General features: G+C 58.3%; 20 protein-coding genes. 7 read left to right on the top strand and 13 right to left on the bottom strand.

From position 1 onward, the window contains the following. Positions 1-28 precede the first annotated feature (28 nt). From Poly21_RS21510 to Poly21_RS21540, 7 genes are all read right to left on the bottom strand, one after another. On the bottom strand, positions 29-1,099 hold the full coding sequence (locus tag Poly21_RS21510) for a mannose-1-phosphate guanylyltransferase (protein ID WP_146409110.1): 1,071 nt from the start codon (positions 1,097-1,099) through the stop codon (positions 29-31). A gap of 110 nt (positions 1,100-1,209) precedes the next feature. Then, positions 1,210-3,573, bottom strand: a complete 2,364-nt coding sequence (locus Poly21_RS21515; RefSeq protein ID WP_436967517.1) for a multiheme c-type cytochrome — start codon at positions 3,571-3,573, stop codon at positions 1,210-1,212. 7 nt (positions 3,574-3,580) lie between these two features. Further along, a complete protein-coding gene (locus Poly21_RS21520; protein ID WP_146409112.1) occupies positions 3,581-4,168 on the bottom strand; it encodes a hypothetical protein in 588 nt (195 codons plus the stop codon). Continuing rightward, the gene (locus Poly21_RS21525) at positions 4,165-5,034 is read right to left on the bottom strand and encodes a MotA/TolQ/ExbB proton channel family protein (protein WP_146409113.1); all 870 of its coding nucleotides are present in this window, start codon (positions 5,032-5,034) and stop codon (positions 4,165-4,167) included. The genes Poly21_RS21520 and Poly21_RS21525 overlap by 4 nt, the downstream gene beginning before the upstream one ends. Continuing rightward, positions 5,031-6,932 (bottom strand): hypothetical protein, encoded by a 1,902-nt coding sequence (locus tag Poly21_RS21530; protein WP_302120062.1) that lies wholly within the window; start codon positions 6,930-6,932, stop codon positions 5,031-5,033. The genes Poly21_RS21525 and Poly21_RS21530 overlap by 4 nt, the downstream gene beginning before the upstream one ends. Positions 6,933-6,964: 32 nt before the next feature. Beyond that, positions 6,965-9,220, bottom strand: coding sequence for a hypothetical protein (locus Poly21_RS21535; protein WP_146409115.1), 2,256 nt, complete (start codon positions 9,218-9,220; stop codon positions 6,965-6,967). Positions 9,221-9,420: 200 nt separating this feature from the next. Continuing rightward, on the bottom strand, positions 9,421-10,089 hold the full coding sequence (locus Poly21_RS21540; RefSeq protein ID WP_302120064.1) for a hypothetical protein: 669 nt from the start codon (positions 10,087-10,089) through the stop codon (positions 9,421-9,423). Positions 10,090-10,271: 182 nt separating this feature from the next. Here Poly21_RS21540 and Poly21_RS21545 point away from each other — a divergent pair, with 182 nt between their 5' ends. Further along, positions 10,272-11,474 (top strand): hypothetical protein, encoded by a 1,203-nt coding sequence (locus tag Poly21_RS21545; RefSeq protein ID WP_302120066.1) that lies wholly within the window; start codon positions 10,272-10,274, stop codon positions 11,472-11,474. A 278-nt stretch (positions 11,475-11,752) separates the two neighbouring features. Continuing rightward, a complete protein-coding gene (locus Poly21_RS21550) occupies positions 11,753-12,355 on the top strand; it encodes a hypothetical protein (protein WP_302120068.1) in 603 nt (200 codons plus the stop codon). Between the two features lie 128 nt (positions 12,356-12,483). Here Poly21_RS21550 and Poly21_RS21555 read toward each other — a convergent pair whose 3' ends face one another. From Poly21_RS21555 to der, 4 genes are all read right to left on the bottom strand, one after another. After that, on the bottom strand, positions 12,484-12,912 hold the full coding sequence (locus tag Poly21_RS21555) for a hypothetical protein (protein WP_146409117.1): 429 nt from the start codon (positions 12,910-12,912) through the stop codon (positions 12,484-12,486). Next, the gene (locus Poly21_RS21560) at positions 12,909-14,195 is read right to left on the bottom strand and encodes a helix-turn-helix domain-containing protein (RefSeq protein WP_302120070.1); all 1,287 of its coding nucleotides are present in this window, start codon (positions 14,193-14,195) and stop codon (positions 12,909-12,911) included. The genes Poly21_RS21555 and Poly21_RS21560 overlap by 4 nt, the downstream gene beginning before the upstream one ends. A 164-nt stretch (positions 14,196-14,359) precedes the next feature. After that, the gene (locus Poly21_RS21565) at positions 14,360-14,758 is read right to left on the bottom strand and encodes a calmodulin-binding protein (protein ID WP_146409119.1); all 399 of its coding nucleotides are present in this window, start codon (positions 14,756-14,758) and stop codon (positions 14,360-14,362) included. Positions 14,759-14,874: 116 nt separating this feature from the next. Continuing rightward, positions 14,875-16,227 carry a ribosome biogenesis GTPase Der gene (der, locus tag Poly21_RS21570; RefSeq protein WP_146409120.1) on the bottom strand — a complete coding sequence of 451 codons (1,353 nt, stop codon included), beginning with the start codon at positions 16,225-16,227 and terminating at the stop codon, positions 14,875-14,877. A gap of 218 nt (positions 16,228-16,445) precedes the next feature. Here der and Poly21_RS21575 point away from each other — a divergent pair, with 218 nt between their 5' ends. Continuing rightward, positions 16,446-17,393 carry a uracil-DNA glycosylase gene (locus Poly21_RS21575; protein WP_302120072.1) on the top strand — a complete coding sequence of 316 codons (948 nt, stop codon included), beginning with the start codon at positions 16,446-16,448 and terminating at the stop codon, positions 17,391-17,393. 101 nt (positions 17,394-17,494) lie between these two features. After that, on the top strand, positions 17,495-18,352 hold the full coding sequence (gene trpA, locus Poly21_RS21580; RefSeq protein WP_146409122.1) for a tryptophan synthase subunit alpha: 858 nt from the start codon (positions 17,495-17,497) through the stop codon (positions 18,350-18,352). 34 nt (positions 18,353-18,386) lie between these two features. On the opposite strand, the gene Poly21_RS21585 is transcribed toward trpA, so the two are convergent. Further along, on the bottom strand, positions 18,387-19,652 hold the full coding sequence (locus Poly21_RS21585) for a S26 family signal peptidase (protein ID WP_146409123.1): 1,266 nt from the start codon (positions 19,650-19,652) through the stop codon (positions 18,387-18,389). 150 nt (positions 19,653-19,802) lie between these two features. Between Poly21_RS21585 and Poly21_RS21590 the strand changes: the two genes are divergently transcribed. From Poly21_RS21590 to Poly21_RS21600, 3 genes are read left to right on the top strand one after another with little or no spacing between them, the layout of a single operon-like run. Next, positions 19,803-20,225, top strand: a complete 423-nt coding sequence (locus tag Poly21_RS21590) for an ATP-binding protein (RefSeq protein WP_146409124.1) — start codon at positions 19,803-19,805, stop codon at positions 20,223-20,225. A 7-nt stretch (positions 20,226-20,232) separates the two neighbouring features. After that, positions 20,233-20,628: a flagellar hook-basal body complex protein FliE gene (gene fliE, locus Poly21_RS21595; protein ID WP_146409125.1), complete on the top strand. Its 396-nt coding sequence runs from the start codon at positions 20,233-20,235 to the stop codon at positions 20,626-20,628. A 9-nt stretch (positions 20,629-20,637) separates the two neighbouring features. After that, positions 20,638-22,272 (top strand): beta-cystathionase, encoded by a 1,635-nt coding sequence (locus Poly21_RS21600; protein ID WP_146409126.1) that lies wholly within the window; start codon positions 20,638-20,640, stop codon positions 22,270-22,272. Here Poly21_RS21600 and Poly21_RS21605 read toward each other — a convergent pair. After that, positions 22,269-23,540, bottom strand: a complete 1,272-nt coding sequence (locus Poly21_RS21605) for an NAD(P)/FAD-dependent oxidoreductase (protein ID WP_146409127.1) — start codon at positions 23,538-23,540, stop codon at positions 22,269-22,271. The genes Poly21_RS21600 and Poly21_RS21605 overlap by 4 nt on opposite strands. Positions 23,541-23,734: the final 194 nt, after the last annotated feature.

Raw genomic sequence — 23,734 nt, forward strand, 5'->3', positions numbered from 1 at the left:
AGTGTATCGCAAATAGCGATTGTGTCACCTACATCAACGGAGTCATTTGGCGGCGGTCCAGTTCCGCGACCACCTCGCGTACTCGCTCTTCGCTCGTACGAGGCGCAACGAGCGTGGCATCGGCGGTTTGCACGACGATGAGATCGTGGGTGTCAATCGTGACAATGGTGTGGCCCGAACTTGCGTGAATAATGCAGTTTTCCGAGTCGATACTGATATGCGAACCGACTGCGGCATTCCCGTCGTCGTCATGCGGGTGCAGGCGTGAGACTGCTTGCCAGCTACCCACATCGTCCCAATCAAAGGGTGCGGCGATCACAATCACTTCCTGGTGTCGTTCGAGCACGGCATAATCGATCGACTTCCCGGCCATGGCTAAGAATTCACGCTGTAAGATTGCCTCATAGTCCTCGCTGCCAATCGCGGCGGCAATGGTTTGTAATCTTGCATACATTTCTGGCTCGTGTTGCTCCAACGCATCAAGAATCGTTTGAGCTCGCCATACAAAAATCCCGCTATTCCAAAGAAACGTTCCTGCATCGACATACTCGCGAGCAGTCGCCGCGTCTGGTTTCTCGCGAAACCGCATCACCTCATGAGCATCGTGTCCCTCGACCATTTCTCCCTGTTGGATATATCCAAAGGATTCCGCGGGATAAGTGGGGCGAATCCCAAAGGTAACAAGAGCGTTTGGTCGCTCCTTGAGAATTGCCTCAGCTCGATGGATGGATTCAGAAAATCGATCGTGTTGCTCGATCACGTGATCCGAGGGGCACACCAACATCACAGCATCGGGGTCAATCGCGCGAACCAACACCGCCGCTAGACCGACACACGGGGCGGTATCCCGCCGGCTCGGTTCCCCGACCACATTTCCGGAGGGCAACTCCGGTAGCTGCTCCAAAATCGGCTGGACAAGTTCCATGGAGGTCACCACGAACGTGCGCTCGGCCGTTGTAATGTTGCTGAGGCGGTCGCAGGTGCTTTGGAGCATCGAGCGGGTCCCGGCAAGGGACAGCAATTGTTTTGGCTTTGCACGCCGTGAGGCCGGCCAAAATCGGGTGCCGCTGCCGCCAGCCATGATGATTGCGTGGAGCATATGATTGTTTTTTGAGAAGCAGTAAGTGAATGTAAATGGGTACGCATCAAAATGGCGATTTGCTCATCGCAGCCGCTAGGTACCGGGCGATGTAACCCGCAAACGAGCGGCTAAGGTGACTGGAGCTGTCGCTGGAGCGCCTGCAGGGCGACGGAGAAAACCTCGACCTCGGGCGCCAAGTCTACCGCACGCTGCAAGTATTTTTCGGCACCTCGGGAGTCGCCTGACAAGTAGAGGGCTAAACCGTAGCGATACTGCACGTCGGCGAGGTCGGGCGCCAGTTCCGCATCGCGAGCGAGTAGAGGCAACTCTTCATGGCGCAGTTGCTTGATAATCTTTTCGACGCCGTCGAGACCATCGGCACCTCCGACAGCGGCCAAGGCTTGAGCGGCGGTGGGGTCCTGGCCGGCTAGCGGTAGCAGACGATCGAGCAATGCAGCGAGGTTGCTGCGAGCGCCGGTGGACTCTGGCTGCACTCGAATGGCATTGTTATAGGCGCGAATCGCATCCGCCCACTGTCCACGTTGCTCGCTCAGCATCGCCCAGCCGATGTGGGCGCCCGCTCGATCGTCGGCAACCATGAATTCGTCGTGGACGTCGCCGAGCACCTTGTCGAGTTCGAGACGCCGACTCCCGGTCACGCGCGAGTAAGCTCCCGCCGAGAGGATTCCCCGGGCAGCTTCACTGCGGACGAGTCGTGAAGGATCTTTAGTCAGCGGTAGTAAGATTTTGACGACGTTCGCTGGCGAAATCGCTCCGCTCGCCCCTAACATGCCAATCGCCCGCGCGGCCGTAGCGAGCAGCATGGGATGCACCGAACCAGGCGATTCTTTGTTTTCATTGATCAAACGTTGAGCTGCCTGAGCGGCATCTCGGTGACCACCCTGTGCCAATTCGTCGAGCGCCGTCGCTCGAGCGAGTACAGGCGTTAATGACTCGGTCGCAGGTAAGGCGGAGCCCGCGATTAGCCGCAAAGCATCTTTTATGGCGGCAGGGTCACCTGACCGCAGGCCTACCAATGCCTCTGCAAAATGCGGCGGTTGCAAACGTTCGGCACCATACCATTTTTCGCACGCCTCGTCGCACCACTGGTCCGTCGCGGTGATCGCTTCGGCAACTGCAGTATTTCCCTGCTCGGCTGCCTGCAACCAGTCTTGATAGAGCTTCAATTCCTCGCCGACGGCCTGGGGCAACGACTGACGCTGATCCTCGACGTGGCAACTACTGCAAGCGTTCGGGGTTCCCAGTTTGACAGAGAGGTCTGGTCGCGGAACTCGCAGGCTATGGTCGCGACGAGCGTCGACCGCCATGTACGTTGTATGTGGCATATGACAATTCACACACTTAGCGCCTTCGCTGCCAACGGCATGATGATGATGCGAAGGCACGTCATATTTTCCGGCGGCATGTTGGTGACAGGAAGTACATGTTTCGTTGCCGGGATGTTTCAGCTGCAGTGAATGCGGGTCGTGACAATCCGTACAGCGAATTCCCTTGTGATACATTTTGCTTTGCAGGAACGATCCGTACACGTATACCTCGTCTTTAATCTGCCCATCATCGTGATAGGTATCCGATCGCAGGAGCTCTAGACTGTAATGATCGGTGTACTCATCGCCCGGTTTCGCGAGGGCGTCGAGTACCCCTCGACGACTATGGCAGGGGGCACAAGTCTCGAGCTGCGGTTTGGTATCGACCGTTTTGAGCTTGGCCAGCGCGTAGCCGCGCCGACGATCCCAGAAGAGCGATTTGCTGCGCGCGAGTTCGACGTGCAAGCTCGCGGGACCATGACAAGCCTCACAGCTGACGTCGATCTCGGAGAACGTGGTGTGGTAGCGCTGTGTCGCAACGTCGAAATTTCTTTGCAAATTGGTGCTGTGACATTCTGCACACATGGTTTGCCAACGCTGGGCAATACCTGTCCAGTGCAGCGGGTCGCCGGGTGCCAGTTTCTCACTGACATCGGGGGGGCGAAGATAAAACCATCTTTTGCGTTCCACATCCCAGCTGATTCGTAGAACTTGAACACGTCCAATCTCATCCTCAGCCGCATCCTCATCGCGGTCGAACTCCACCATGTATTGCTGCAACGGATCGACACCGAACACATACTTAATTTCAAAGTCCTCCATGTCACCGGTGGGTCCCTCAGTATGAATCATAAACTTGGAACCATCGCGATACATGCGGCTAACAATGCCGTCATGCTCAAACGTCACGTCATTGAAGTCACCTAGCACTGTTTCGTCCGTGGCGTGATCCATGGCAAGGTCATGGTGCGACCCGTGAAACGCGGTCACTTCGGCCTGGTGGCATTCCACACAGGTGTCACGTCCGACATACGTTGCCTCAGCATCCTCAGGGAGCCCCCGATAGTAGTCTGCGAGGACCGCGCCACCGATCAGCAGGCACACAGCGACGCACGCGAGCACCCCGGGGCTGCGAAGGAATGAGTTTGGTGTTTTTGCTGACAACGGTTCGTTAATCGATGGCTTGAGGAAATTCGGTGGCGAGTAGACGAGCGGCTTGGATTCGCATCTGATGAACGAGTTCGGGGATTGGGAGCAGCTGAGCATGCCGTTCCCGGTGGCGTGGTTTCCCCGGCCGGCCTGCAGCGCCTGCATGCGTTTCCAACAGGCGGGCAGTACGCAGGAGCGCCTCAGCAGTGCGTACGGATGTAGCACCTGTTTCGTCTGAATTAAATTGGGTGTGACTGAGTATGCGAGGTTCGGGGGCCACCAACCGTGGGTCGAGGCTCGACCCATCCAGGACACTGCCTTGTTCTCGGATGATATCGATCACATCCCCCAGGACGCCGCCGGGAGTGGACTTCGATTCTTTGCCCTGCAAAGCCTCCTCGATTTTCGCCGCTGCCGCAGGGTCCGCGGTGGGTTCAATGAGCTCGGGAACTCCGCTGGACTGCGGCGTCTCTGCAGGCACTTGCTGACTCGCTGGCGGCTCGGCCGGGATTGCTTGGGCGTGCAGATATGTACTCCATGGCAGCATCACGGCGAGCAAGGTGACTATCGAGAACACATTCGGACGGATGAGAATTAATGTACTTTTCATGTCGATTTCCTCGGACGATGACGCGGCACGTCAAGTTTAGGATCCGCCGGCAGCGTTGGCGGTGGGCTCGCACTCGATGTTGGGGGACGGAGTTTTGTGCCTTGCATGTGGGCGGGAGCCACTGGCATGATACGGCTTGTGGCGCTAGCCGCCGGGTTTCCGGGAGAGGTTCGTCGGCGCAGCGGCGCCAATGCAACCTCGGCATGACGGGTAACTTCGGATAGTAGTTCATCTACCCGAGCGCGGAGAATGCCGGATGCCGCTAGCGCCGGGATGGCCACGATAAGACCGCCGACCGTCGTTACGAGCGCCTGGTAGATTCCTTCAGCGAGATCGCCTGCCCCCGCTGCGCCACGACTCGCGGCGACCTGTCGGAACGCGAAGATCATCCCAGTCACTGTGCCCAACAGCCCTACCATCGGTGATAGATTCGCAATCATCGACAGATAGTCGATCCGGCGGTGCATGCGTGCAGATTGCTCGACCAACGCATCTTCCACGGATTTTTCCATCTCCGACCACCCGAATTCGCGATTAGCCAATGCGACCGATACGACCCCAGCGAGTACGCTCGGATGGCGTTGCAAGGCGGTCTCGGCATCGGACCATCGCGATTCTCGCAGCGCCGAGGCAACCTCCGCCGACAGTCCATCAGGAATGAAATCAACTCGCCGCAGCGAGATGACTTGATCGATGACGAGGTACACCGCCGCGATACTGAGTGAGATCAGCACAAGCAGAATCATCAAACCGGGCCACCCACCACTGCTGATGATTTCCCACGCCGATGCTCTTACAGAGGGTGGTAAGGTTTCTCCGGCCTGCGCGAGCAGCAACGCACCGTTGTGAACCATGATGCCATTCATGTTGTTCGCTGTGCTCCCGTATCGATCATCGGCGAAAGATTCGTCGAAGCTTTGGCCGACCGCCCAATCGAGAGCAAGAACTCCGCATCGGCTAGAACGGGATCACTCCATCGCAGTCGCAGCACTCCGTCATTTTGTAACTTGGCAATCATCATGTCGTGTTGATCACGAAGGTTACGGGCGATTCGGTCAACGCGCCGCTGCGACTGGCAGAGTGATAACATGATCATCGAGAAGATGGCTGTGGGTAGGACCGACAGAAACAAACTCGTCAAAATCATCGCCGCGCTCGGGTGGGGAAACCGATCGAGCCAATGATGCACGTGAGAGCTTTCGGCGGGTGTGCCAATTGCCAGGTAACTGGCGTCGAGATATCCGCGGTAGAGTGCCACCAGCGGACCGGCCATCAGGGCCCAGAAAATCAGCGTCCCCACCAAGCCACTGAAAAATGCGAAGCCCACTGACACCCTGCCGTTCTCAATGCAGTCGTCGAACGCGGTTTGCGACCCTTCTTGCAAGGCATCGATACCGGAGAGCATCGCGAGCGGCTGATCGTCGAGACTCGACTGATCCGTCATTGCCGTGGGCGACGCGTCGAGTCCACGCAGCTGATGTCGAAAGCGAGCTGCCATGGGGCCGAGCCGATCCGAGACGGCTGCGGCAGCTCGCTGACGCAAACCATTCCGCAAATCATGAGCGGTTTCGTGCCCGCCGCGGACGTTCTGAACACTTGTGTAGACAGCACCCACGAGCGAAGGAATCGACCCTGAAAATGAGAGTAGGACCCGGTCCCAAGCACCGTGCGTCAAATTCAATACCGAGAGCACGGTCCGGTACGGAAAACAGATTGCCGCGGTATCGGCCAAGAGCGACAAACGCAACCGGCTGCGGACGGCCGCACGCAGCGGGGTTTCCCCCCCCAGCAAGGTGCTCGCGATTTGCGTGGGTAACTTGCGAGCCTCCGCATCGAGTCGATCGACGGCCGTGGTCAATTCCGGCAGTTCGGTCGTTAGCACCGATGCGACCGCTGCGGTGAAGCGAGCATCGAGAGCCGCTAAGCGAGTGTGGCGACGATGATCGCCGCTGCCCGACTCATCGAGCGCCGCCCGGATCGCCGCTGCAATCCGTTCGGCCGCGTCACGGCCAATTGCTGCTTCGCCCCGTGGGTCGATTTCGAAATCAGCGATACTTACCGCGGGGGCGATGTGACTTTGGGGGGCGATCGAACGCAGTCGTGAAACGAGCGTTTCAATATCAGCAGTCAGGTCGTCATGACTCGCCAGTTCGCCTGTCTGCGGTTGCACCGGAGAGCTTGCGACATGTTCGACCATATTGACGATCGGAATCACAATGGTCCCTTCAGACGCTGAAGCCAACCCGGTTACGCGCTGACTACGGAGCTGATCTCGGCGCACGACTAAGAGCAGCACCGATGCCAGTGAGAGGGCGCGCTCGGCAACACCCGCAATCGCCCGTCGGTCATCCGTGGCGCCGGGTGCGTCGACAATCAAATAAGGTGTGCCAATGGACTGCATCTTGGCAGCTTCGCAAAGCAGGTATCGTTCGTGACGCGAATCCAGGTCCGAGGGCGGACGAGGTCCAATCCAAGTCAATTTTTCAGTGGCATCCTCGAGCTGATTGCCGCTGCGAATGGACGCTGCAATGTTTGGCTCACGCAGCAACTGTCGGGTGATCCAGGATTTACCTTGACCGGTGGCCCCCACGACGGCGACGACCGTCGCATTGTCAGCGCGGTCGGCGAGGACCGCGGCGCGAGCCTCTTCGTGAGCTCCACAGAGTTCGGCGATCTCACGCCCTGCCGCGCTGCCACCGAGGACGCGTTGTGCTGCGCGCTCGACACGGCGTACGAAGGGGTCGCCCAGACCATTATCACGCATGCTACTAGAGTAGTTTGGATCCGCAGATTCGTTCATTTCTTCGCCTTGGCCGATCGTGGAATCAATTTGCGAAGCTCGCTGATAAACTCGTCGCGGACGCGGTACACCGGCATGCTCGGGCCGCTCGTTTCACTGCGGCTGATGCGCGAGGGAGGTAATGTGACTTCATTGCCCGCGACGCGGACTCGCATCGGCGGATCGGGGCGTGCAATACCGAGCTCATCGCACAACACAGCCAGGAAATCAGCGAGCTGTTGCCGGGCGGCTTGTTGGCCCACTTCCCGAGCACCTTGGTTGCCTGCCCACATGGCCGCCAATGCCCCCAAACCGGCTGCGGCAAGCAGTTCCGGTATGGATGCGGCGAGAATGAAACTATGTCCAAAGTCGATCGGAACCATGAACGCAGCACCAAAGGCAGCGAGGATCGTCGCCAACGGTGTGAGTCCGTGTGCGAGTTTCTTGTGCACCGGAATTTCCGTCCACATCTGGCGGATCGCTTCATCGAGACGGCGCGGATCGAGCGTCGTAAAATCGTCTTGTTCAAATCGGGTCACGGCGCGTTCGATCGGCGGCAACAATAATGCGTCATCATCACGAACATGTTCGTCGGTGGAGTCAACCGTCGCCGGTGAAGCCATGGGCGATGGAGACGATCGCTCTGCATCGCCCCCGCGTGACTCGAAATTAGATTCGTCGCGTTGATCGCGATAGTGCGACAGCACCACGGTGCCTCCCTGCCGACCAATTTCAGCCAGCAGCCCAGCTGGATCGATCAAGCCTCCGTATTCCCCACTGCGAAATCGGCCTTTGATATCATCGGCAGCTCGTTGGCTGAGGGCCGATGGCGTCAGCGACCGAAGCAGATCGCCTGCACCACCGACGAAACTCCGAATGGTCGCGTTCAATCGCACACCCCATCTCGCGTACCATGGCGCTGTGGCGGCAAAGGATTCCGACAACTGCCGTAGAATCCGCTCGCTTTGGTGCATTCGTAACTCGACAACCTCGCCACCCATTTTACGATTGGCGAAAAACTCAAGCGAAGCGTCCAATAGGACCCGTTGGCACTGCTGAGTTTTCGCGAAGGACGCTTCCGCGTTCTCTCGAATCGACTCGAGCCCCTCATCCCACACGATCTTTTCCAGATTGATGCGTAGAGCGCGGTGCAACTGCGAAAATAGCACTCCACGATCAAGTTTCTGGGGGAGTGATAACAAGAATCGGTCGTCATCGATCGCGGCGGGTGGATTGTCGTCTGGATTGGGCGCCACTTCGAAGAAAACTGGCAACGGTTCGGCCCCATCAAACGTCGCATCGGCGAGTGCTCCTCCGCCCACCGTGTCTCGCGATGAAGCCATGCGGCTGCCCTGAGCTAAATCGTCCTGTTGCGGAATAAATGGGCGACTGCCGGGCACATCAAAATCATACGCGGCGTAAATCGTTGAGATACCGTTGTTCTTGCACAACGGTGAAAACGTCTCATAGATCTGGTCTGGTGTTTGCCGAGGACGCACTTTATTGACTGCCAACATCCTCGGGACGCCTGGCATCAGGTCCGATGCGATGCGGGTCAAGTCGGCCAACGTCGTATCGCGTGAGGACGCTGCGTCGGTGACGATCAAAAATGCGGAGCACAAGGTGGCGGCGCGACCAAGCAGCTCCTTTCGGCGGGCCGGTGATCCCAGTCCTAGTTCCTCGTCGGAGACGATATCTGGGCAGTCGAGCAGTCCGACGCCGACCTCGTCGAGCCCTGGGTCGGTCGCGAGCAACGCGACGGCCAGCTGCGCTTCATCTCCGGCACGATTGTTGTACTGTGCTGCGGCCGCTACCGGGTCTTCGGCGAGGTCTTCGGGCGGCTGCCCCAGGGAATCGCCAATTCGAGAGACCAGCAGACTCCACAATTCAACGTCCGACCGCCAAGACTCGGGCAGCCACAGTACGAATCGGTGAGTGCCTTCACGGTTGCTCGTCCCCCGCAGTGTTCGCAACTGTCCGGCGGGGCTCAGGAAGGAGCTCACGAGACTTGTCTTGCCACTATTGAGCATCCCAGCAACGGCGATAGTCGGTCGATCCACCAGACGCGAAGCGGTGTCCAAGCGGCGGCCGGCAGCTAATGTTTCTGTTACGACCGGCGATTGCATTCGCCGCAGTGCCATCAGATAGCTTTCGCGCCCTGGCACCGGGGCCAGCCGGGCGATCGTGGCGCGACGATCATCGTCTTCTAGAAGCCCCAATAATGCGGGCCAATCGATCTCCGGCTCTTTCGGCGTGCGTCGAAGCGGGAACATGACAGGCAGACTTGCAAAGGAGCGTTATTTTTTGCAGGAAACGAACGGCCCATCATCCCGATTTCCCACGACAAGCACAAGCACATGCCCGCACGAGAGCGAATCCTGCAGCCAGGCAGTCACCCTTACCAGAATGCACCCGGCACGCCCTGGCGAAGATCGACGCGTTCGGTTGGACGCGTCGATCTGATCTGCTGTCGCTAGTTGAGGTATTCGATCCCCGACGGCATGGGGTCCTCACTGATGATGCGGTCGCCCTGATCATCATATCGGTTGGCTCGGTAATTACGCGGCTGAAATCCATCGCCTTGCATGCTGCCCCCGCCTTGGTAGCCGCCATTGACCGCTCCGCTACCCAAATAGGGGTCCACTCCACTGCCGTCGTACATGACACCGCCCTGATATGACGATCCACAATTTCCACCGCAGGAGACTCCGCACCCACAGTCGCTGGGCATGGCCGAGCTGTATCCTTCGCTGGCACACCCATCGTGAGCGTAGTTGGGAGCGGCATACCCGGGAGCGGCGTAGCCGCCTTGGCAGTTGCCGTAATTGGGAGCGTAATTCGGGGCACACGCCGGTGCCGGGGCGTAGGCGGTTGGAGGTGCATAGGTTGGAGCATAATTCGGGGCTTGGTTGCGACCAAATAGACCGCAACCGGGAAGTCGGCAACCTGGTGCCGCGGCAGCCGTTGGCGCAGGGGCCGGAGCAGCAGCTAACGGATTAATCGCCGTGCCAATGGCTCGAGCCCGATTGCACAGCCCGCAGCGAGCCCCGCGGCCGAACATAAAGTTCTTCATCCCGCAGCAACCGGAACTGCTGCCCATGACCATCACGAGCGCAACAAGTGTGAGAGACCGGATAGTCATCAAAGTTTCCTTCATAAACAAAACAGGTGTAAACGTTGGCTTCCAATGGGAGACCACTGAAAACTAGGTCGCGTTTCGTGTTGTGCAAACGCAACCATGTTTTTTTTCAGCAACAATTGGTTGTTGTGGGGCAACATCGATGCTCCAAGCGGCGAATCGCCGATAAACAATGAGGTCTGTTCATGCTCGCTATACTATTTTTTCTGGAACGTCTGGTTTCGGCTATGATGCACCTTCCGCCTCAGAACGACGCAGTAACCTCCTGTTTGGCGGCGCGCGAATTCGATGCGCCCCGCGGTGCCACCCGCTGTCGCCGTGCCGTTCTCGCACTGGCTGTGATGGCCATGTTCTTGGGGGCATCCGACCTATCCGCCGAACCTTTGGCGACACCGAGCGCGTGGACTATCGCGGATATCAGTCAATCCCAAGACAGTTTGAACGACTCCATCGATGCTGAATTGAGGACGACCACGCCCGCGCTGCCCGCGTCTCTTTCAAAGGATTTACGCAGCGATCGGATTTGGTTGGTCAATACTCGATCGATTTCGCATCACACGTGTTGCATGAATCTTTGTCAGCCAGAGTTTCGCATCGAGCGACTCGACCAATGCGGCCAGCGCAGGGCGTCGAGTTTGGACGAATACCTCACTTCGATGGATCCCACCCGTCCTCGAATAATCTACATTCATGGAAACCGTCGAGATGCCAATAAAGCGATCACGCAAGGGCTATATGTCTATCGACAGCTCGCCTGTCATCGACATGGGGACCAGCCGTTTGACTGGGTGATCTGGAGTTGGCCCAGTGAAGCCAGCGCAGTGCTGCTGGCAGATGCACGCGAAAAAGCACAGCGGACAGATTCCCAAGGACTCTATGTGGCGTGGCTGCTGCGGGAACATCACCTGAAATCACAACCTACCGGACTGATTGGTTTCAGTTTTGGTGGCCGAATTGTCTCGGGAGCCTTGCATGCATTGGCCGGCGGTACGCTGGGACGCCGCACTCTGGATGTGCCGCCCATCACGGGCGCGAATATTGACGTGGGATTGCTGGCCCCCGCCGTCGACACGACGTGGATGATGCCGCATGGCCACCATGGCCTCGCTAGCCTGAACATGAATCGGATGGTGCTGCTGTACAACCATCGCGACATCGCGCTGAGGTTTTTCAAATTCGTCTCACGAGGACCTGGCGGTCACGCACTGGGTTATACGGGACCGCGATGTTTCGGGCCTCGCCACGACGGCACCGCGCTCCCCGTTAGGGCATTCGATTGTGCGCAAATGGTCGGCAATCACCATAGTGAAAAACTGTATTACGAACAGGCCGGTTGTGCGGGACATGAGATGGGCTCGCTCATCGAATCCACCCTGGTGATCGACTGATTAGGAACTGTCATGAGCCCGCAAGGTCCACCTAACCGGAATGAAGCGGGCGGTGATAGCGGATCTAGCACCAACATCAATTGGTTTTCCTGAGACGACTGGCGCGAATAGACCGATGGTCCCCGTATCGCTCGGCTTTCGTTCAACCATAAAACAGGATTCCAGCCTGTTTGGGTCACCAGTTGCTTTCGAAATCGAGACGAAGCGCTGAGAGCAAAACGCCAGCGCCCACCCATTCAACAACGGCTGAACCAGGTAAGACAAAAATGCGATCAAGGATGATCCGATTCGTTAACGGTGGTTTTGTTTGGGCGGTCTTGGCGGTTCTCGTGACGCCCCCGTCCGTTCAGGCTGGTTCACCCTGGTATGTGCCTTGGGAGGGCCCCTGGCCATGGTCGCAGTTTGAGGGCTCTCGTCGCATTGACGTGATCGGTCCGCTTGGGAACCGGCTACCGGAGTCCTACCGGCGCAAGTACAACCGTCCTACCTATATTGGTGGCAAGATTGCTGCGAAGATCGCACCCTCGAGTCAAGAAGCGATGTCATTTCATCGCTCCCAAGAACTAGGACTCTACGACAACAACGGGATCAAAGGAGCGTTGTCGGGTCAGCACTGCCCACCCCAACGTATCGAGCAACACTACTTCTATCCCAAGCCCTGGGAAGTTCTCACGGTGGGCCCCCGCCGCGACCGCACCGCACCGATAGAAGACAATCGTGAGATCGAGCCGCGCGGTTTCCGCCAACTCCTGGAACAATCCAATGCGTTCGACGATGCCATCGAACTGGCGGCTCCGGTAGGCGAAGTTGAGCCACCGTTGGACGAACTCGAGCCACTGCTCGACGAGTTGGAACTGCCCGCTGATGAACCCGAACTATAAACGCAGGGTCACATCGCTCAGCAGCGCCACATCGCTCAGCAGCGCCACATCGCTTGGCAGCGTCGCCTGGTAGAACAGATGGATGCTCCGTCGAAATCCTCCAGTGCCTGATTGATCTGCTCAACCGCTCAGCGAGTGTCGAATAGTTTGCGATAGACGGGCCAATCGCCTGGGGATTGCACATGGGCGGAGACGCCAATCTCACTAAGATGCATCCGCTCGGCGGGCGACGCCAGTCCCGCCGAGAGGTGCAAGTAGCCGGGACGCGTATGACGGACGTGTCCCATGCGGTGGACCAATTCCGCTATTCCGGTAGCGGGAATCGTCCAGACGACAACGGGTGTCGCGGGGTGGGGCACGGTGTGCCAGCGTGTAGGTAGGCGTGGCAGCGAGAGGGCGTGATAGCCCGCCACATGGAGTCGCCATGTTGATTGCGGGCGTCGCGGCGAGTCGGGCCCACGAAGCCATTGAACGAACGCGTCACGCCATCGCAACGCTCCATCGCCAACCCACCACACCGATCGATCAGTGTCGGGCGCAGTTTGGGTGGGGATCATGACGGCAGCTCTTCCGCGAGTTTCCGCAGCAATCGCGAGCGGCTGATTCCGAGCCGACGCGCCGCTTCCGCTTTATTTCCTCCGGCAGCCGTCATGGCCTGAGCGATCAATTCGGACTCGAATTGCCGGAGTGCCTCATCGAGTGAGTCGATCTGAAAATCTCTTGCTGAGCGTGGCAGCGGTGCGATTGTAATTTCACTTTCGTGCATGCTCACCTGGCCATCCCCTGGTGACCGAGGCCGAAAGGAGCGAATCGCCAGCGGCAAATGTTCCCGAGCAATCCGATCGCCACTGACCATTTCCCCAGCAAATTGTAGCGCAGCGGCAAATTCGTCCCATTCACCAGGCCAAGGGTAGGATTGAATCAGCTCCATCGCGTCACGCGAAAATCGCGCCGAGCGAACCATGCCAGCGGCGATTAGCTCGAGATCGTCGTGACGTGAGCTGAGTTTTGGAAACACAATTGAGAAGACGGCCATGGCATCGACGAGAACGTCGCCAAGTGGCACTGGGGCACTTTCCGCTGGTGAGTCCTCATGGAGGGTTCCGATAACCCGCAGCCGCTGCGGCCACGTCTCCATCCACTCGCTCAATCGCCGCTGGGCATCGACCGGCATTTCATCGAGGCGATCCAAGCACAATGTGCCGGTGGTGTCGCCGTGTTCGCGCAGCTCCGCAATGACGGGCGCTGCATAAACCTCAAGAAGCTCGGCATCCATTAAGGACGCGTCCAAACAAACCCACGGCTCACCGGGTGCGGAGGTATGATGGATCAACGCAGCAATCTCCGCCGCACCACACCCAGCGGGGCCCACTAAACCGACATGGCAGCGAATTCGACAGGCGAGCTCCACGCGGGCACGTAGCCGCCGAGCCGGTGAACTGGTCCCCGCGAGTATCAGCTGAGCACGTCGCTGATGGTGGTCGCGAAACCTGGCCAGCTCCTCGTCGAGTTTCGCGGCTTCTCGCACGCCCCGGTCACCGAACCAATCTTCCCAGGGGATTTCGGTATCGGCGATGAAGTCGCCTAGGCACCCCAGAATCAGATGGGATCTCTCGGCATCGGGGGCTGGCGTGGCAGGACATGACCCCAACACCACAAAGTGAGCCATTGCGGTTCGGTGCTCGGAGTCGGGACCGCCATCGCTGGCTCGCGGTCGATGCAAACGGCGGGTCAGATGCCCGCGAAATCGGCCGCCAATGGTGAACATCGCACGATCGATCGTCAACAGACTCGCGATCGCGTCAGGCAGATCCTCCCCGACTCTCAACCACGAACGCATGGCGGGCGAGAGGTAAACGATCTGTCCACTCGCATCGACTAGCCACACGCAGGCGGCGGTCGACTCCAGCAGACGCGGCAGTGTGCCCGCACGCGGTCGACGCGGCGTGCCGACGGCGGGGCGAGTCGGTGAGCTCAGAGTGAACGAAGCCTCACGGGATAAGCCTAGAATGTGTCAAGAATGAAGTGATGGCCGCGGTGGAACCTACGATTACTTGGGTAGTAATTGTGCCACTGCTTATTATAAACCGGGATTCGCATCTCGGTGGGATAACGGTGGTACAGACTATCACTGCTCTTGAAATATTCTTGTCCCCAGAAGTTTTGGGGGTAGTACACATAGGGGTAGTGATAAAACCGGTTCCAGTCGACGTTGGACGCCGAACCACCCCAGGCCTGACCAAATGCTTGCTGGTTGCCGTACCCGGCCCCAGGGCCACCCATGGCTCCGGCACCGCCCACCATTCCGGGGACGGGCATCTGAGCCGACGCGTTGCTAGCCGTAGCTGCAGAAAAAGCGATCACGCCGCAGGCGACGGACAGCAGTATGAATCGACGAATCACGTGAATTTCCCGTTGGACGATTGGAGAGTGCTCGGAACGAGCGACACTCCGTTTCATCGGCACATTCCGGGCGACCGGTTGAGCCCTTTCTATAGGAAAATCCGGCAGGAAGGGCGTCAGCGTGATTTCGAACGACCTTCCTGCTTGGTCTCCTCCGCCCGGGTTCGCTTTTGAAAGTACAACTTGATCGGCACTTCACCAAAGGGCAAATGGTCGCGGAACCAACCCAACAGGTAACGCTGGTAGTCGTGCGTGAAGGCATTCGGGTCGGTGCACATCAAGACGATCGTTGGCGGCTCGGTCGAGACCTGCGTGGCGTAAAAAATCTTGGGGCGGCGGTTTTGATACAACGCCGGAGGATGGACGTCCATCGCCGCTCGCACCACCCGATTGAGCTCGCCTGTGGTCACACGCGACTGAGCTTGCTTGTGTAACATCGTCGCGTGGTTGAGTAGCGTCTTGACGTTCTTGCCCGACTGCCCCGTGATAAACGCGATGGGTGCGTACGACAGCGTCGTGAATTGATGCCGCAGGTAACGTACCCACTTCTCGGTCGGAACTTGACCAGCGTAGAGATCCCACTTGTTAACCACGAAAATCACGGGTTTGTGATGCTCGATGACGTACCCGACGAGCTGCTTGTCCACCTTGCTCGTTTTCTCAGTGGCATCAAAGAACATCAACACGACATCGGCGCGGCGCACACTCCGCGCAGCACGGTGCGATGAGTACCACTCCAAATCGGTACGCACGCTCTTACGCTTTCGCAAGCCCGGGGTATCAATCGCAGTGAACGTCTGGCCATCAATCTCAAAGTTGACATCGACGCTATCGCGGGTGGTGCCCGCGACTTCACTGACGATCATCCGATCGGACTCGGCGAGCGTGTTGACGAAGGTGCTCTTGCCGACGTTCCGGCGACCGACGATCGTCAGCTTCATCGACGATTCCGGACGAATCGTCTCGTCTTCGGGCGGCAACCGATCGACGATCGCCTCCAAGAGGTCATCGCGGCCGCGGTTCTGCATCGTACTGACCGGAATCAGCATGCCTCGCCCGAGCGTGCGGAACTCCTCGGCATGAATTTCCTGGTGGTCTTGATCTGTCTTATTGGCCACCAGAATCACTGGCCGCTCGACACCACGCAGTCGCTCGACCACCTCGGTGTCCAGTGGCATGATTCCGGTTTGAACGTCGACGACGAGCACAATCACGTCAGCGGAGGCGATCGCCAGTTCAATTTGACGCTTGACGTCTGCGGTGAGGTCGTCGGCATCTTCAACGCCCATCCCCCCGGTGTCGACCAATTCAAAATAGCGGTCATCGGTTTCGATCAGGGTCGTCATGCGGTCGCGTGTGACACCCTCGAAATCATCGACGATCGCCAAACGACGGCGAGCCAGCCAATTGAATAGACTGCTTTTGCCGACATTTGGTCGGCCAACGATAGCAACTTGAGGAACAGGCATTTTGAGGCCGAAAAAATCAATGAGCGGGTGAAGGCTTGAGCGGGAACGGGGCCGACCGACAGAATCATTCAAGACAATTGTTCTGCACGGACCCGCCATGGTAGACTCTGGGTTGCAATTTCAGAATGCCATGGTGGCGTGAACATGACGAAAACTCGATTTTGATCAGCGATTTGAATGCTCCCCCCTCCACCGATGGCCCTGGGAAACACGAATTCGTGAGCCCGTTTCAATCTTCCGGCGACATTCTCGCCGCCTCGGGCGAGTTGCTTGCTCACCTGCAGCGAAGTGGTCTGCGGTTTGTGCCGAATTCCGCTGCCGCATCGATGGCTTCCTGGGAACAGACGCTGGCTGCCCAATTTACGTCCCCGGCGACCTCCGCTGGAGTAACCTCGGCTGGAGTAACCTCGGCTGGAGTAACCTCGGCTGGGGCATCCGAAGTGCTACCGGAAAATCATGTGGCTGCTAGTCAAACTTTGGCCCCGACACTTCAGGAGCGTCCCCGCGACCGGCAGCAACCCAGTCCGACGCCGTCGCGTCTGACGCCAGTGGCTTCATCAAGTGTGAACTCGGCACCGTACCCCGGTGTCTCGCTGCCAGTCGCCGAAGTTGTTACCGCCCTGGACTCGCTCTCCCAGAGTGTGGCGGGCTGCACCCGCTGCAAGGCACTGGCGAGTTGCCGGACACAGACGGTATTTGGCGAAGGCAGCCCGCAGCCGCGATTCGTCTTTTTCGGTGAGGCCCCCGGTGCCGAGGAGGACAAGACTGGCCGACCGTTTGTCGGTGCGGCAGGACAGTTGCTGACCAAGATGATTGAAGCGATTCAACTTAAACGCGAAGACGTCTATCTCCTCAATACCGTCAAATGCCGACCACCGGGTAATCGCAATCCGGCGCCCGACGAGGTCGCGAATTGCCGTGAATATTTCGAGACACAGCTGCAGCTGTTGCGTCCGGAATACATCGTCTGTCTGGGTGCCGTCAGTTCCCAGGCGCTGTTGCAGTCCAAATTGTCCATTGGACGTCTGCGGCAGACGTTTCATCAGTATCACGACAGTAAGGTGATCGCGATTTATCATCCGGCCTACCTGCTGCGGAATCCCGATGCCAAGCGTGCGGCCTGGGCGGACTTGCAGATGTTGATGAAGGACGCGGGTTTACGGTAGTCGCTTCAACCAAGTTATTCCATCGAGATGTTGCCCAACCGCTGCGGAGAATCTAACCTTGGGGCCGATTCCACAACCACTTTGACGCCCAGGTCCACGGCATGTCCGATTTAAAACGCTTGTTTGCCACACTCGCCCAACAAAATCGCAAAGCGTTGATGCCTTTCGTCACAGCAGGCGACCCCGACATTGCGACCACCGCTGCGGTAATTCAGGCTGCCCAAGCCGCTGGTGCTGACTTGTGTGAAGTCGGGGTTCCCTACAGCGATCCAATCGCCGACGGCCCCGTGATCCAAGCCTCCTATCAACGCGCCCTCGACGCGGGATTCCGCCTGCAGAACGTCTTTGACCTCGGTCGAGATCTGCAGACAGGTGGCACCGGCGCGGTCATGATGCCCCGCGTCACTATGGTCAGCTATTCGATCATCTACCGGATTGGCATCGCCAAGTATGTCGAGCGAGCCAAGGCGGCCGGCTACAGCGGCGCGATCGTCCCCGATCTCCTCGTCGAGGAAGCGGCACCGCTAAGTCAAATCTGCCGAGACGCCGATTTTGATCTGATCCAGCTCGTGACCCCAACCACCACGCGTGATCGCCAGCGGCGGATTGCCGATCTAACCACCGGGTTTCTCTACTATGTCTCCGTCACGGGGATCACCGGTGAGCGAACTGCCCTGCCCACCAACCTCGTCGACAACGTGTCCTGGCTCCGTGAACAGACGGATCTACCGATCTGTATTGGTTTCGGTATCAGCGGTCCAGAAACTGCCGCTCAACTTGCCCCGATCGCCGATGGATTGATCGTCGGTTCGGCCGTGGTGCGGCGGATCGCCGAGGCTACCCGCAACGCCCAACAGACCGGCGGCGACTCCGCCGCCGCTGCTGCTGAGGTCGTCGGCAAGTTTTGCGGTGAGTTGCGTCAAGCGATCGACGAAGCAGTCGTGCACGCATCGGCGTAGGTATTGCCGCTGGGGCTCTGCATCCACGCCGGCACTACCTATCGCTATAGGGGGATTGAACGCGTCCGAGAATATCCGTAGTCCTGACCACCCCCCAAGATCGACTGTCGATGGAAAGCGGGACGTTATCACCAACGACAAACCATTCGTTGCCATCTAGCTGAAACGGATACTTCGGCGGTCGGTTGCTTGCGGGAACATCGATGGGCGGTGCCGTGGGATTGATTCGGTACAACACGTCGCGGTTTACACTCAGATCTCGAATCTCAACCCTCCGCTCAGCCGACGAAGACAGCCGTACGCCAATCGGCTGGGGGGGCGAAAGGAGATCGATGGGCACCATTGTCGAGGCAGTTCGCTCACGTGCCGCGGAGGAAGTTGGCTTCGTGGTTGCCGCCACATCGATTGCGTCGTGAACCACCACCGTTTGATGCTGCACATCGATTCCTTGGGCAGTCCAGTAAGCAACCCAAACTTTCACCTTGGTCGGTTCGACACTCCTTGGTGTCGACAGCTGAAACCGGAGCGACAACCCATCGGCGGGATAGAGTGAGCGTTCGATCCCCAAGTTTCCTGGATAGTCGTCCAAAACTCGTCCCGGTCCCGCAGCGCGGTAGACGTTTTGATGCTTATACGCCAGCCAACCGGAATCACCCTGGGCCAACCAGCTCCGGTCGGCGCGTCGTTGCCAAGTTGCCTTCTCTCCCACCGCTTGCCACCGCGATGACACGCGGAGTCGATCCCGATCGACTGCGACGTGGGGCATGGAGGGAAAGGCAGGCCGACGTCCGTCAACTAACAGCCGTCCCGAGTCGTCCACCGACACGGTTTGCCCCGGCTTACCCAGTAATCGTTTGACGTGAATGCCGTGTTTCTCCACCAATAAAATGTCGCCGTCCTGGAGATCCGTGGGCACACAGGCGCTGACATCGATGACATCCGGAGGCAACGCGGACGCCTTCAACGCCGCAGTGAGCTGGGTTTGAGCCAGTGCGGTGCCGCAGTGCCAACACGCCGACGAGTGCCGAACTGCCGAGGCTTGTTCGATGGCCAGTTGCAGTAACTTTTCATCGACGCGAATTGTCACGCCGCACGACTGGCAAATCAGCGTTCGCGAACAACCCCAAAACGTTGGATTCATCGACGGTCCGGCGATACGATACCGAGCGATACGAGCGGGCGGATTGCGTTTATTGCAGCCGAGCATCCCGGCGAAAGTAATCGGAGTGACTGCTAAAATTCCGAGCCCCCAACCAGCAAATTGGCGGCGATCGACCTGGGATGTTGGCAGTGCGGTCATCAATGGGCGGACAGGTTGCGGACGAATCGGGGTTGCGGTGCACGCTCAAAGAATGCTAACAGCCAAGACGCAGCGTAATGACACGCTGAAATACCAGTTCGCCAAAACGAACTGGGGACCAGTCGTTCTCGGAGGAAACGGAATCCTACCATGTCATATCTATTGACCGGCAATGATGCCAACCAACCCTTTGCAATTTTAGTTGAATCGATCGCATCGAATCTCTTGATGAAGCACCCCGCCCCGATTTGCCTCGAGGTCGATATCGACATGGATCTGCGAGTGAACTTCGACGCGGCGTCGTTGAGCCAGCTCATCGACAGTCTCGTCCGCCAAGCACTTGTGGAGATGCCATCGGGAGGTGAACTCACGATCACAGCATGTGAATCCCCCACCGGCGTGGAGCTGGAGATTGCCGATACGGGTAGCGACGTCGAAATGCGGGCGTGCAAATTACCCATGGTTGCCGCGGCGATGGCCGCTGAGTTGGTGTGGCAGAACTGCCCTCAGGGCGGGGCCGCCGTCACCGCTCGGCTACCACGCTATCGGCAATCCCAACGCCGAGCCGCCTGAATCGCGAATGACCTCGCCGCTGCGTCTGCCGCCCATCACGCCACCACCTCTGCCCTCGTTCGTACAGGCGCGTCCAGGAACATTGCCGGGGACGGCAACCACCAGCGGCGACCGCGGTTTTTCACTCGATCTCGCTCACGCCCATCCGGCGCATTCTTCTCAGCAGTCGCGGAGTGTCCTCGTTGAGCGAGTGGCCGATGCTTTGACGAATCAAGTCAACGAAGTCGCAGCGATGCAAACGCAGGCAAGTTCACTCGCGCGAGCGCATGGAACGAGCGTTGGCCGCAATCAAACCGAATTGTTGAGTTCCGCGCAAAAAGCGGATTTGGCATTCCACCTGTTGATGGAAATTCGCAATAAGTTGATGGACGCGTACCGCGAAGTTCAGCAGATTCAAATCTAACGGATGCCCATGCTCCCCAAATCCCTCGAACAGTTTCGCAATGTCTTCGCGGCGATGCCGGTACATTCGCGAATCATCGCGGTCTTGCTCGTCACTGCCATGGTGATGGCACTGGGGTTTCTCATTCGTGGAAATGGTTCCTCCCAGACCGAATACTTGCTCGGCGGAAAACTGCTCGACGACAACGACCTTGACGCCGCAGAAATGGCGTTCGGCAGCGCACACTTAACCGGTTGGAAACGCGATGGCCGGCGGATGCTGATTCCGTCGGCCCAGCGCAGCGAATTCTTGGAAGCACTCGAAGCATCTGCGGCACTTCCCACGTCGCTCCGCTCGCATGTTCAAGCGGCCATCGATTCTTCGACACCCTTTGAGTCGAGTGAGCAGCGCTCGACCCGCGTCAGTCACGCCAAACAACGCGACCTCAGTGACGATATCGCTAAGTTTCCGGACGTGCGTTCTGCAAACGTCACCTATGATGAAGGCGAACGGATCGGGCTGGGACGCGGACGCAACCAATCCGCGAGTGTGTTCGTCCAACCCGAAGGGCTTGAGCCACTCTCACTGGCGCGCATCCAAATGATCAAGAAGATGATTCGCGCCTCCTTTGCGGGCATGTCAATCGATGATGTCGAAGTCACCGATGCCAACGCATCAACGCTGCCTGGGGACTTTGACAATGATGATCCCCTCTCCAGAAAGCGGCGGGAAGAGGAAGCCTACTATGAACAGAAAATCCGTTCGCAGCTGGCGGGCTATGGCGAGATCCGTGTCAAGACATTCGCGGATATCGATCCCAGCATGGGTGTTGAAAGAGCGAGTCTCAAGTTCGATAGCCAGCCCACGAAGTTGACACAAACCCGCCGCAAGATTGAAACCGAATCGTCCCGCGATCAATCCAACGGAGGCATCGGGGCACAAATCAGCGCGCTGATTACAAGCAATCGGTCCGTCAAAATCGATTCTCCGTCGCGCTCATCGGTCACGCAAGTGGACGAAAGCTCCTCCGATCAGATCGCCGGCCAGGAATATGAGACCACCCGCACAGCAGCACTCGCAGTCAAACGGATCCGGGTCTCGATCGGTTTGCCGTCGAGCTACTATCGCCAAGTCCATCTGCAGAACTTCCTACAGAACCATCCAGGAAAGAGTGCAGCAAACTTGGATGCGTTGACCGATGATAGGCTGCAGGAGCTTCGCGATTCCACCAAACTGGCGATTCAGTCCGCGGTGTTGCCACTGCTGCCCGATGTCACAGCAGTCGACGCATCGGCACCGCTAGTGGAGGTATGGGACTACCCTGACCTCCCTGAACAAATCTCCCGCGTCCCCGCTCCTGGCCAGGCTGCGTTGACTTGGTTAGCTGAGTCATGGCAAACCATCGCTGTATTATCACTCGCTGGGATGACGCTGCTGATTGTTCGCGGGGCCATTCAATCGTGGCTCGGCGGTAGACGTCCGGCAGTTATCGCCCAAGAGCGGGTTGACGAAGGCTATGACGAGCGTCCTGCCACTCCTGCCAATCGCCCGGCGCAGCAGACCGTCCATGTCTGCTCACTCCCGACCGACGTTATCGAACTCGTCGAGCGAGATCCTGCCCTGGCAGCGGAAGTGCTTCAAAGCTGGATCGGTGAAGCAGCTTAATTGATATTGTTTTTCCAGCGTTTGGGCACGATCAATCTCGCCCCGCGAGCAAAGGTCACGTAGGACCACGCCCATGAGAAGAACACAAAGAGGCGATTGCGGAATCCATTGAGATAGAGAATGTGGATAAACAGCCAGCCCAGCCAGGCGATTGACCCCGTCAGCCGCAAGCGACCGCTCTGCATGACGGCGCGACGTCGCCCGATGGTGGCTACCTGCCCCTTGTCGCGATAGTGAAACGGCCGACGTGGTACCGTTGCTTTACCGGCAGCTTCGCGTCGAATCAGCTTGCCCACGTATTGACCTTGTTGAATTGCGACCGGTGCCACACCCGGTAACATCTTGCCATCCTCATCTTTTGCGCTTGCCTGATCACCGATCACGAACACCTCGGGGTGTCCGGCAATCGTTAGGTCGTTTCCTACGACAACCTGACCGGCGCGGTCCAGTTCCGCCCCCAGCGATTTCCCGATGGGGTTGGCCTTCACCCCTGCCGCCCAAATCACGGTTTTCGCTGCGATAAATTCATCGCCAATTTGAACGCCATCAGCGGTAATGTCTGTCACCCGGCTGCCTAATCGCACGTCGACCCCCAGCGATGCTAACGCGTCTTTGCTGTAAGCCGACAGCGATGCGGGAAACTGCTTGAGAATTCGGTCGCCACTCTGTACCAAAATCACTTTGGCATGCGTGGCATCGATGGTCTTAAAATCTTTTTTGAGCGTGTTGTGCGCCATCTCCGCGATCGCGCCAGCGAGTTCAACGCCCGTCGGGCCGCCTCCCACCAACACGAACGTCATGCACTTGGTTTGTTCCTCCAAGTCGTACGTGCGTTCGGCGGCCTCGAACGCGGTCAGTACACGGCGACGAATCTCCGTTGCCTGAGGGATGGTTTTAAGCCCAGGTGCGAATTCCTCCCATTCGTCACGTCCAAAGTAGTCGTGAGTTGCCCCACATGCGACAACGAGATAGTCGTACTCCCGATCGCCGAAGTCTGTCATCACAACACGACGCTCGACGTCAATTTGTTGAGCTTCCGCCATGAGAGTAAAGATATTGTCATACCGCCGCAGCATCGAGCGGATCGGCGAGGCGATGTCCGATGGATTCAACCCCGCCATCGCGACTTGGTAGAGCAGTGGCTGGAACAGGTGATGATTGCCACGATCAATCATCGTCACGTGGCAATTCATATCGCCACCGAGGATTTTCGCCACGTTGATACCTGCGAACCCACCCCCAAGAATGACAACTTTTTTATGGGCCATGCTGAATAGAAACCAGAGTGAAGAACGCCAGAAGAGAATTGCGGCCCAAGCAATCGCACCCGGCCCCTCTCATGCTGCCGCATGATACCAAGCGTTTCCGCTGATCCACAGGCGTCGCTCGGCTCGTTGGTGCGGACTCGTGCAGATTGATCCCAGTTCACACAGAATCATGCTCCGAGGAGGCTGCGGTTCCG

This window comes from Allorhodopirellula heiligendammensis (genome assembly GCF_007860105.1).
Classification (GTDB): Bacteria; Planctomycetota; Planctomycetia; order Pirellulales; family Pirellulaceae; genus Rhodopirellula; species Rhodopirellula heiligendammensis.

Bases quoted from the DNA above. Each gene is read 5' to 3' on its own strand.
- Poly21_RS21510 (WP_146409110.1), bottom strand. From the start codon at position 1,099: ATGCTCCACGCAATCATCATGGCTGGCGGCAGCGGCACCCGATTTTGG.
- Poly21_RS21520 (WP_146409112.1), bottom strand. From the start codon at position 4,168: ATGAAAAGTACATTAATTCTCATCCGTCCGAATGTGTTCTCGATAGTC.
- Poly21_RS21525 (WP_146409113.1), bottom strand. From the start codon at position 5,034: ATGAATGGCATCATGGTTCACAACGGTGCGTTGCTGCTCGCGCAGGCC.
- Poly21_RS21530 (WP_302120062.1), bottom strand. From the start codon at position 6,932: ATGCGTGATAATGGTCTGGGCGACCCCTTCGTACGCCGTGTCGAGCGC.
- Poly21_RS21535 (WP_146409115.1), bottom strand. From the start codon at position 9,220: ATGTTCCCGCTTCGACGCACGCCGAAAGAGCCGGAGATCGATTGGCCC.
- Poly21_RS21540 (WP_302120064.1), bottom strand. From the start codon at position 10,089: ATGACTATCCGGTCTCTCACACTTGTTGCGCTCGTGATGGTCATGGGC.
- Poly21_RS21545 (WP_302120066.1), top strand. From the start codon at position 10,272: ATGCTCGCTATACTATTTTTTCTGGAACGTCTGGTTTCGGCTATGATG.
- Poly21_RS21550 (WP_302120068.1), top strand. From the start codon at position 11,753: ATGATCCGATTCGTTAACGGTGGTTTTGTTTGGGCGGTCTTGGCGGTT.
- Poly21_RS21555 (WP_146409117.1), bottom strand. From the start codon at position 12,912: ATGATCCCCACCCAAACTGCGCCCGACACTGATCGATCGGTGTGGTGG.
- Poly21_RS21560 (WP_302120070.1), bottom strand. From the start codon at position 14,195: ATGCGTTCGTGGTTGAGAGTCGGGGAGGATCTGCCTGACGCGATCGCG.
- der (WP_146409120.1), bottom strand. From the start codon at position 16,227: ATGCCTGTTCCTCAAGTTGCTATCGTTGGCCGACCAAATGTCGGCAAA.
- trpA (WP_146409122.1), top strand. From the start codon at position 17,495: ATGTCCGATTTAAAACGCTTGTTTGCCACACTCGCCCAACAAAATCGC.
- Poly21_RS21585 (WP_146409123.1), bottom strand. From the start codon at position 19,652: ATGACCGCACTGCCAACATCCCAGGTCGATCGCCGCCAATTTGCTGGT.
- Poly21_RS21590 (WP_146409124.1), top strand. From the start codon at position 19,803: ATGTCATATCTATTGACCGGCAATGATGCCAACCAACCCTTTGCAATT.
- fliE (WP_146409125.1), top strand. From the start codon at position 20,233: ATGACCTCGCCGCTGCGTCTGCCGCCCATCACGCCACCACCTCTGCCC.
- Poly21_RS21600 (WP_146409126.1), top strand. From the start codon at position 20,638: ATGCTCCCCAAATCCCTCGAACAGTTTCGCAATGTCTTCGCGGCGATG.
- Poly21_RS21605 (WP_146409127.1), bottom strand. From the start codon at position 23,540: ATGGCCCATAAAAAAGTTGTCATTCTTGGGGGTGGGTTCGCAGGTATC.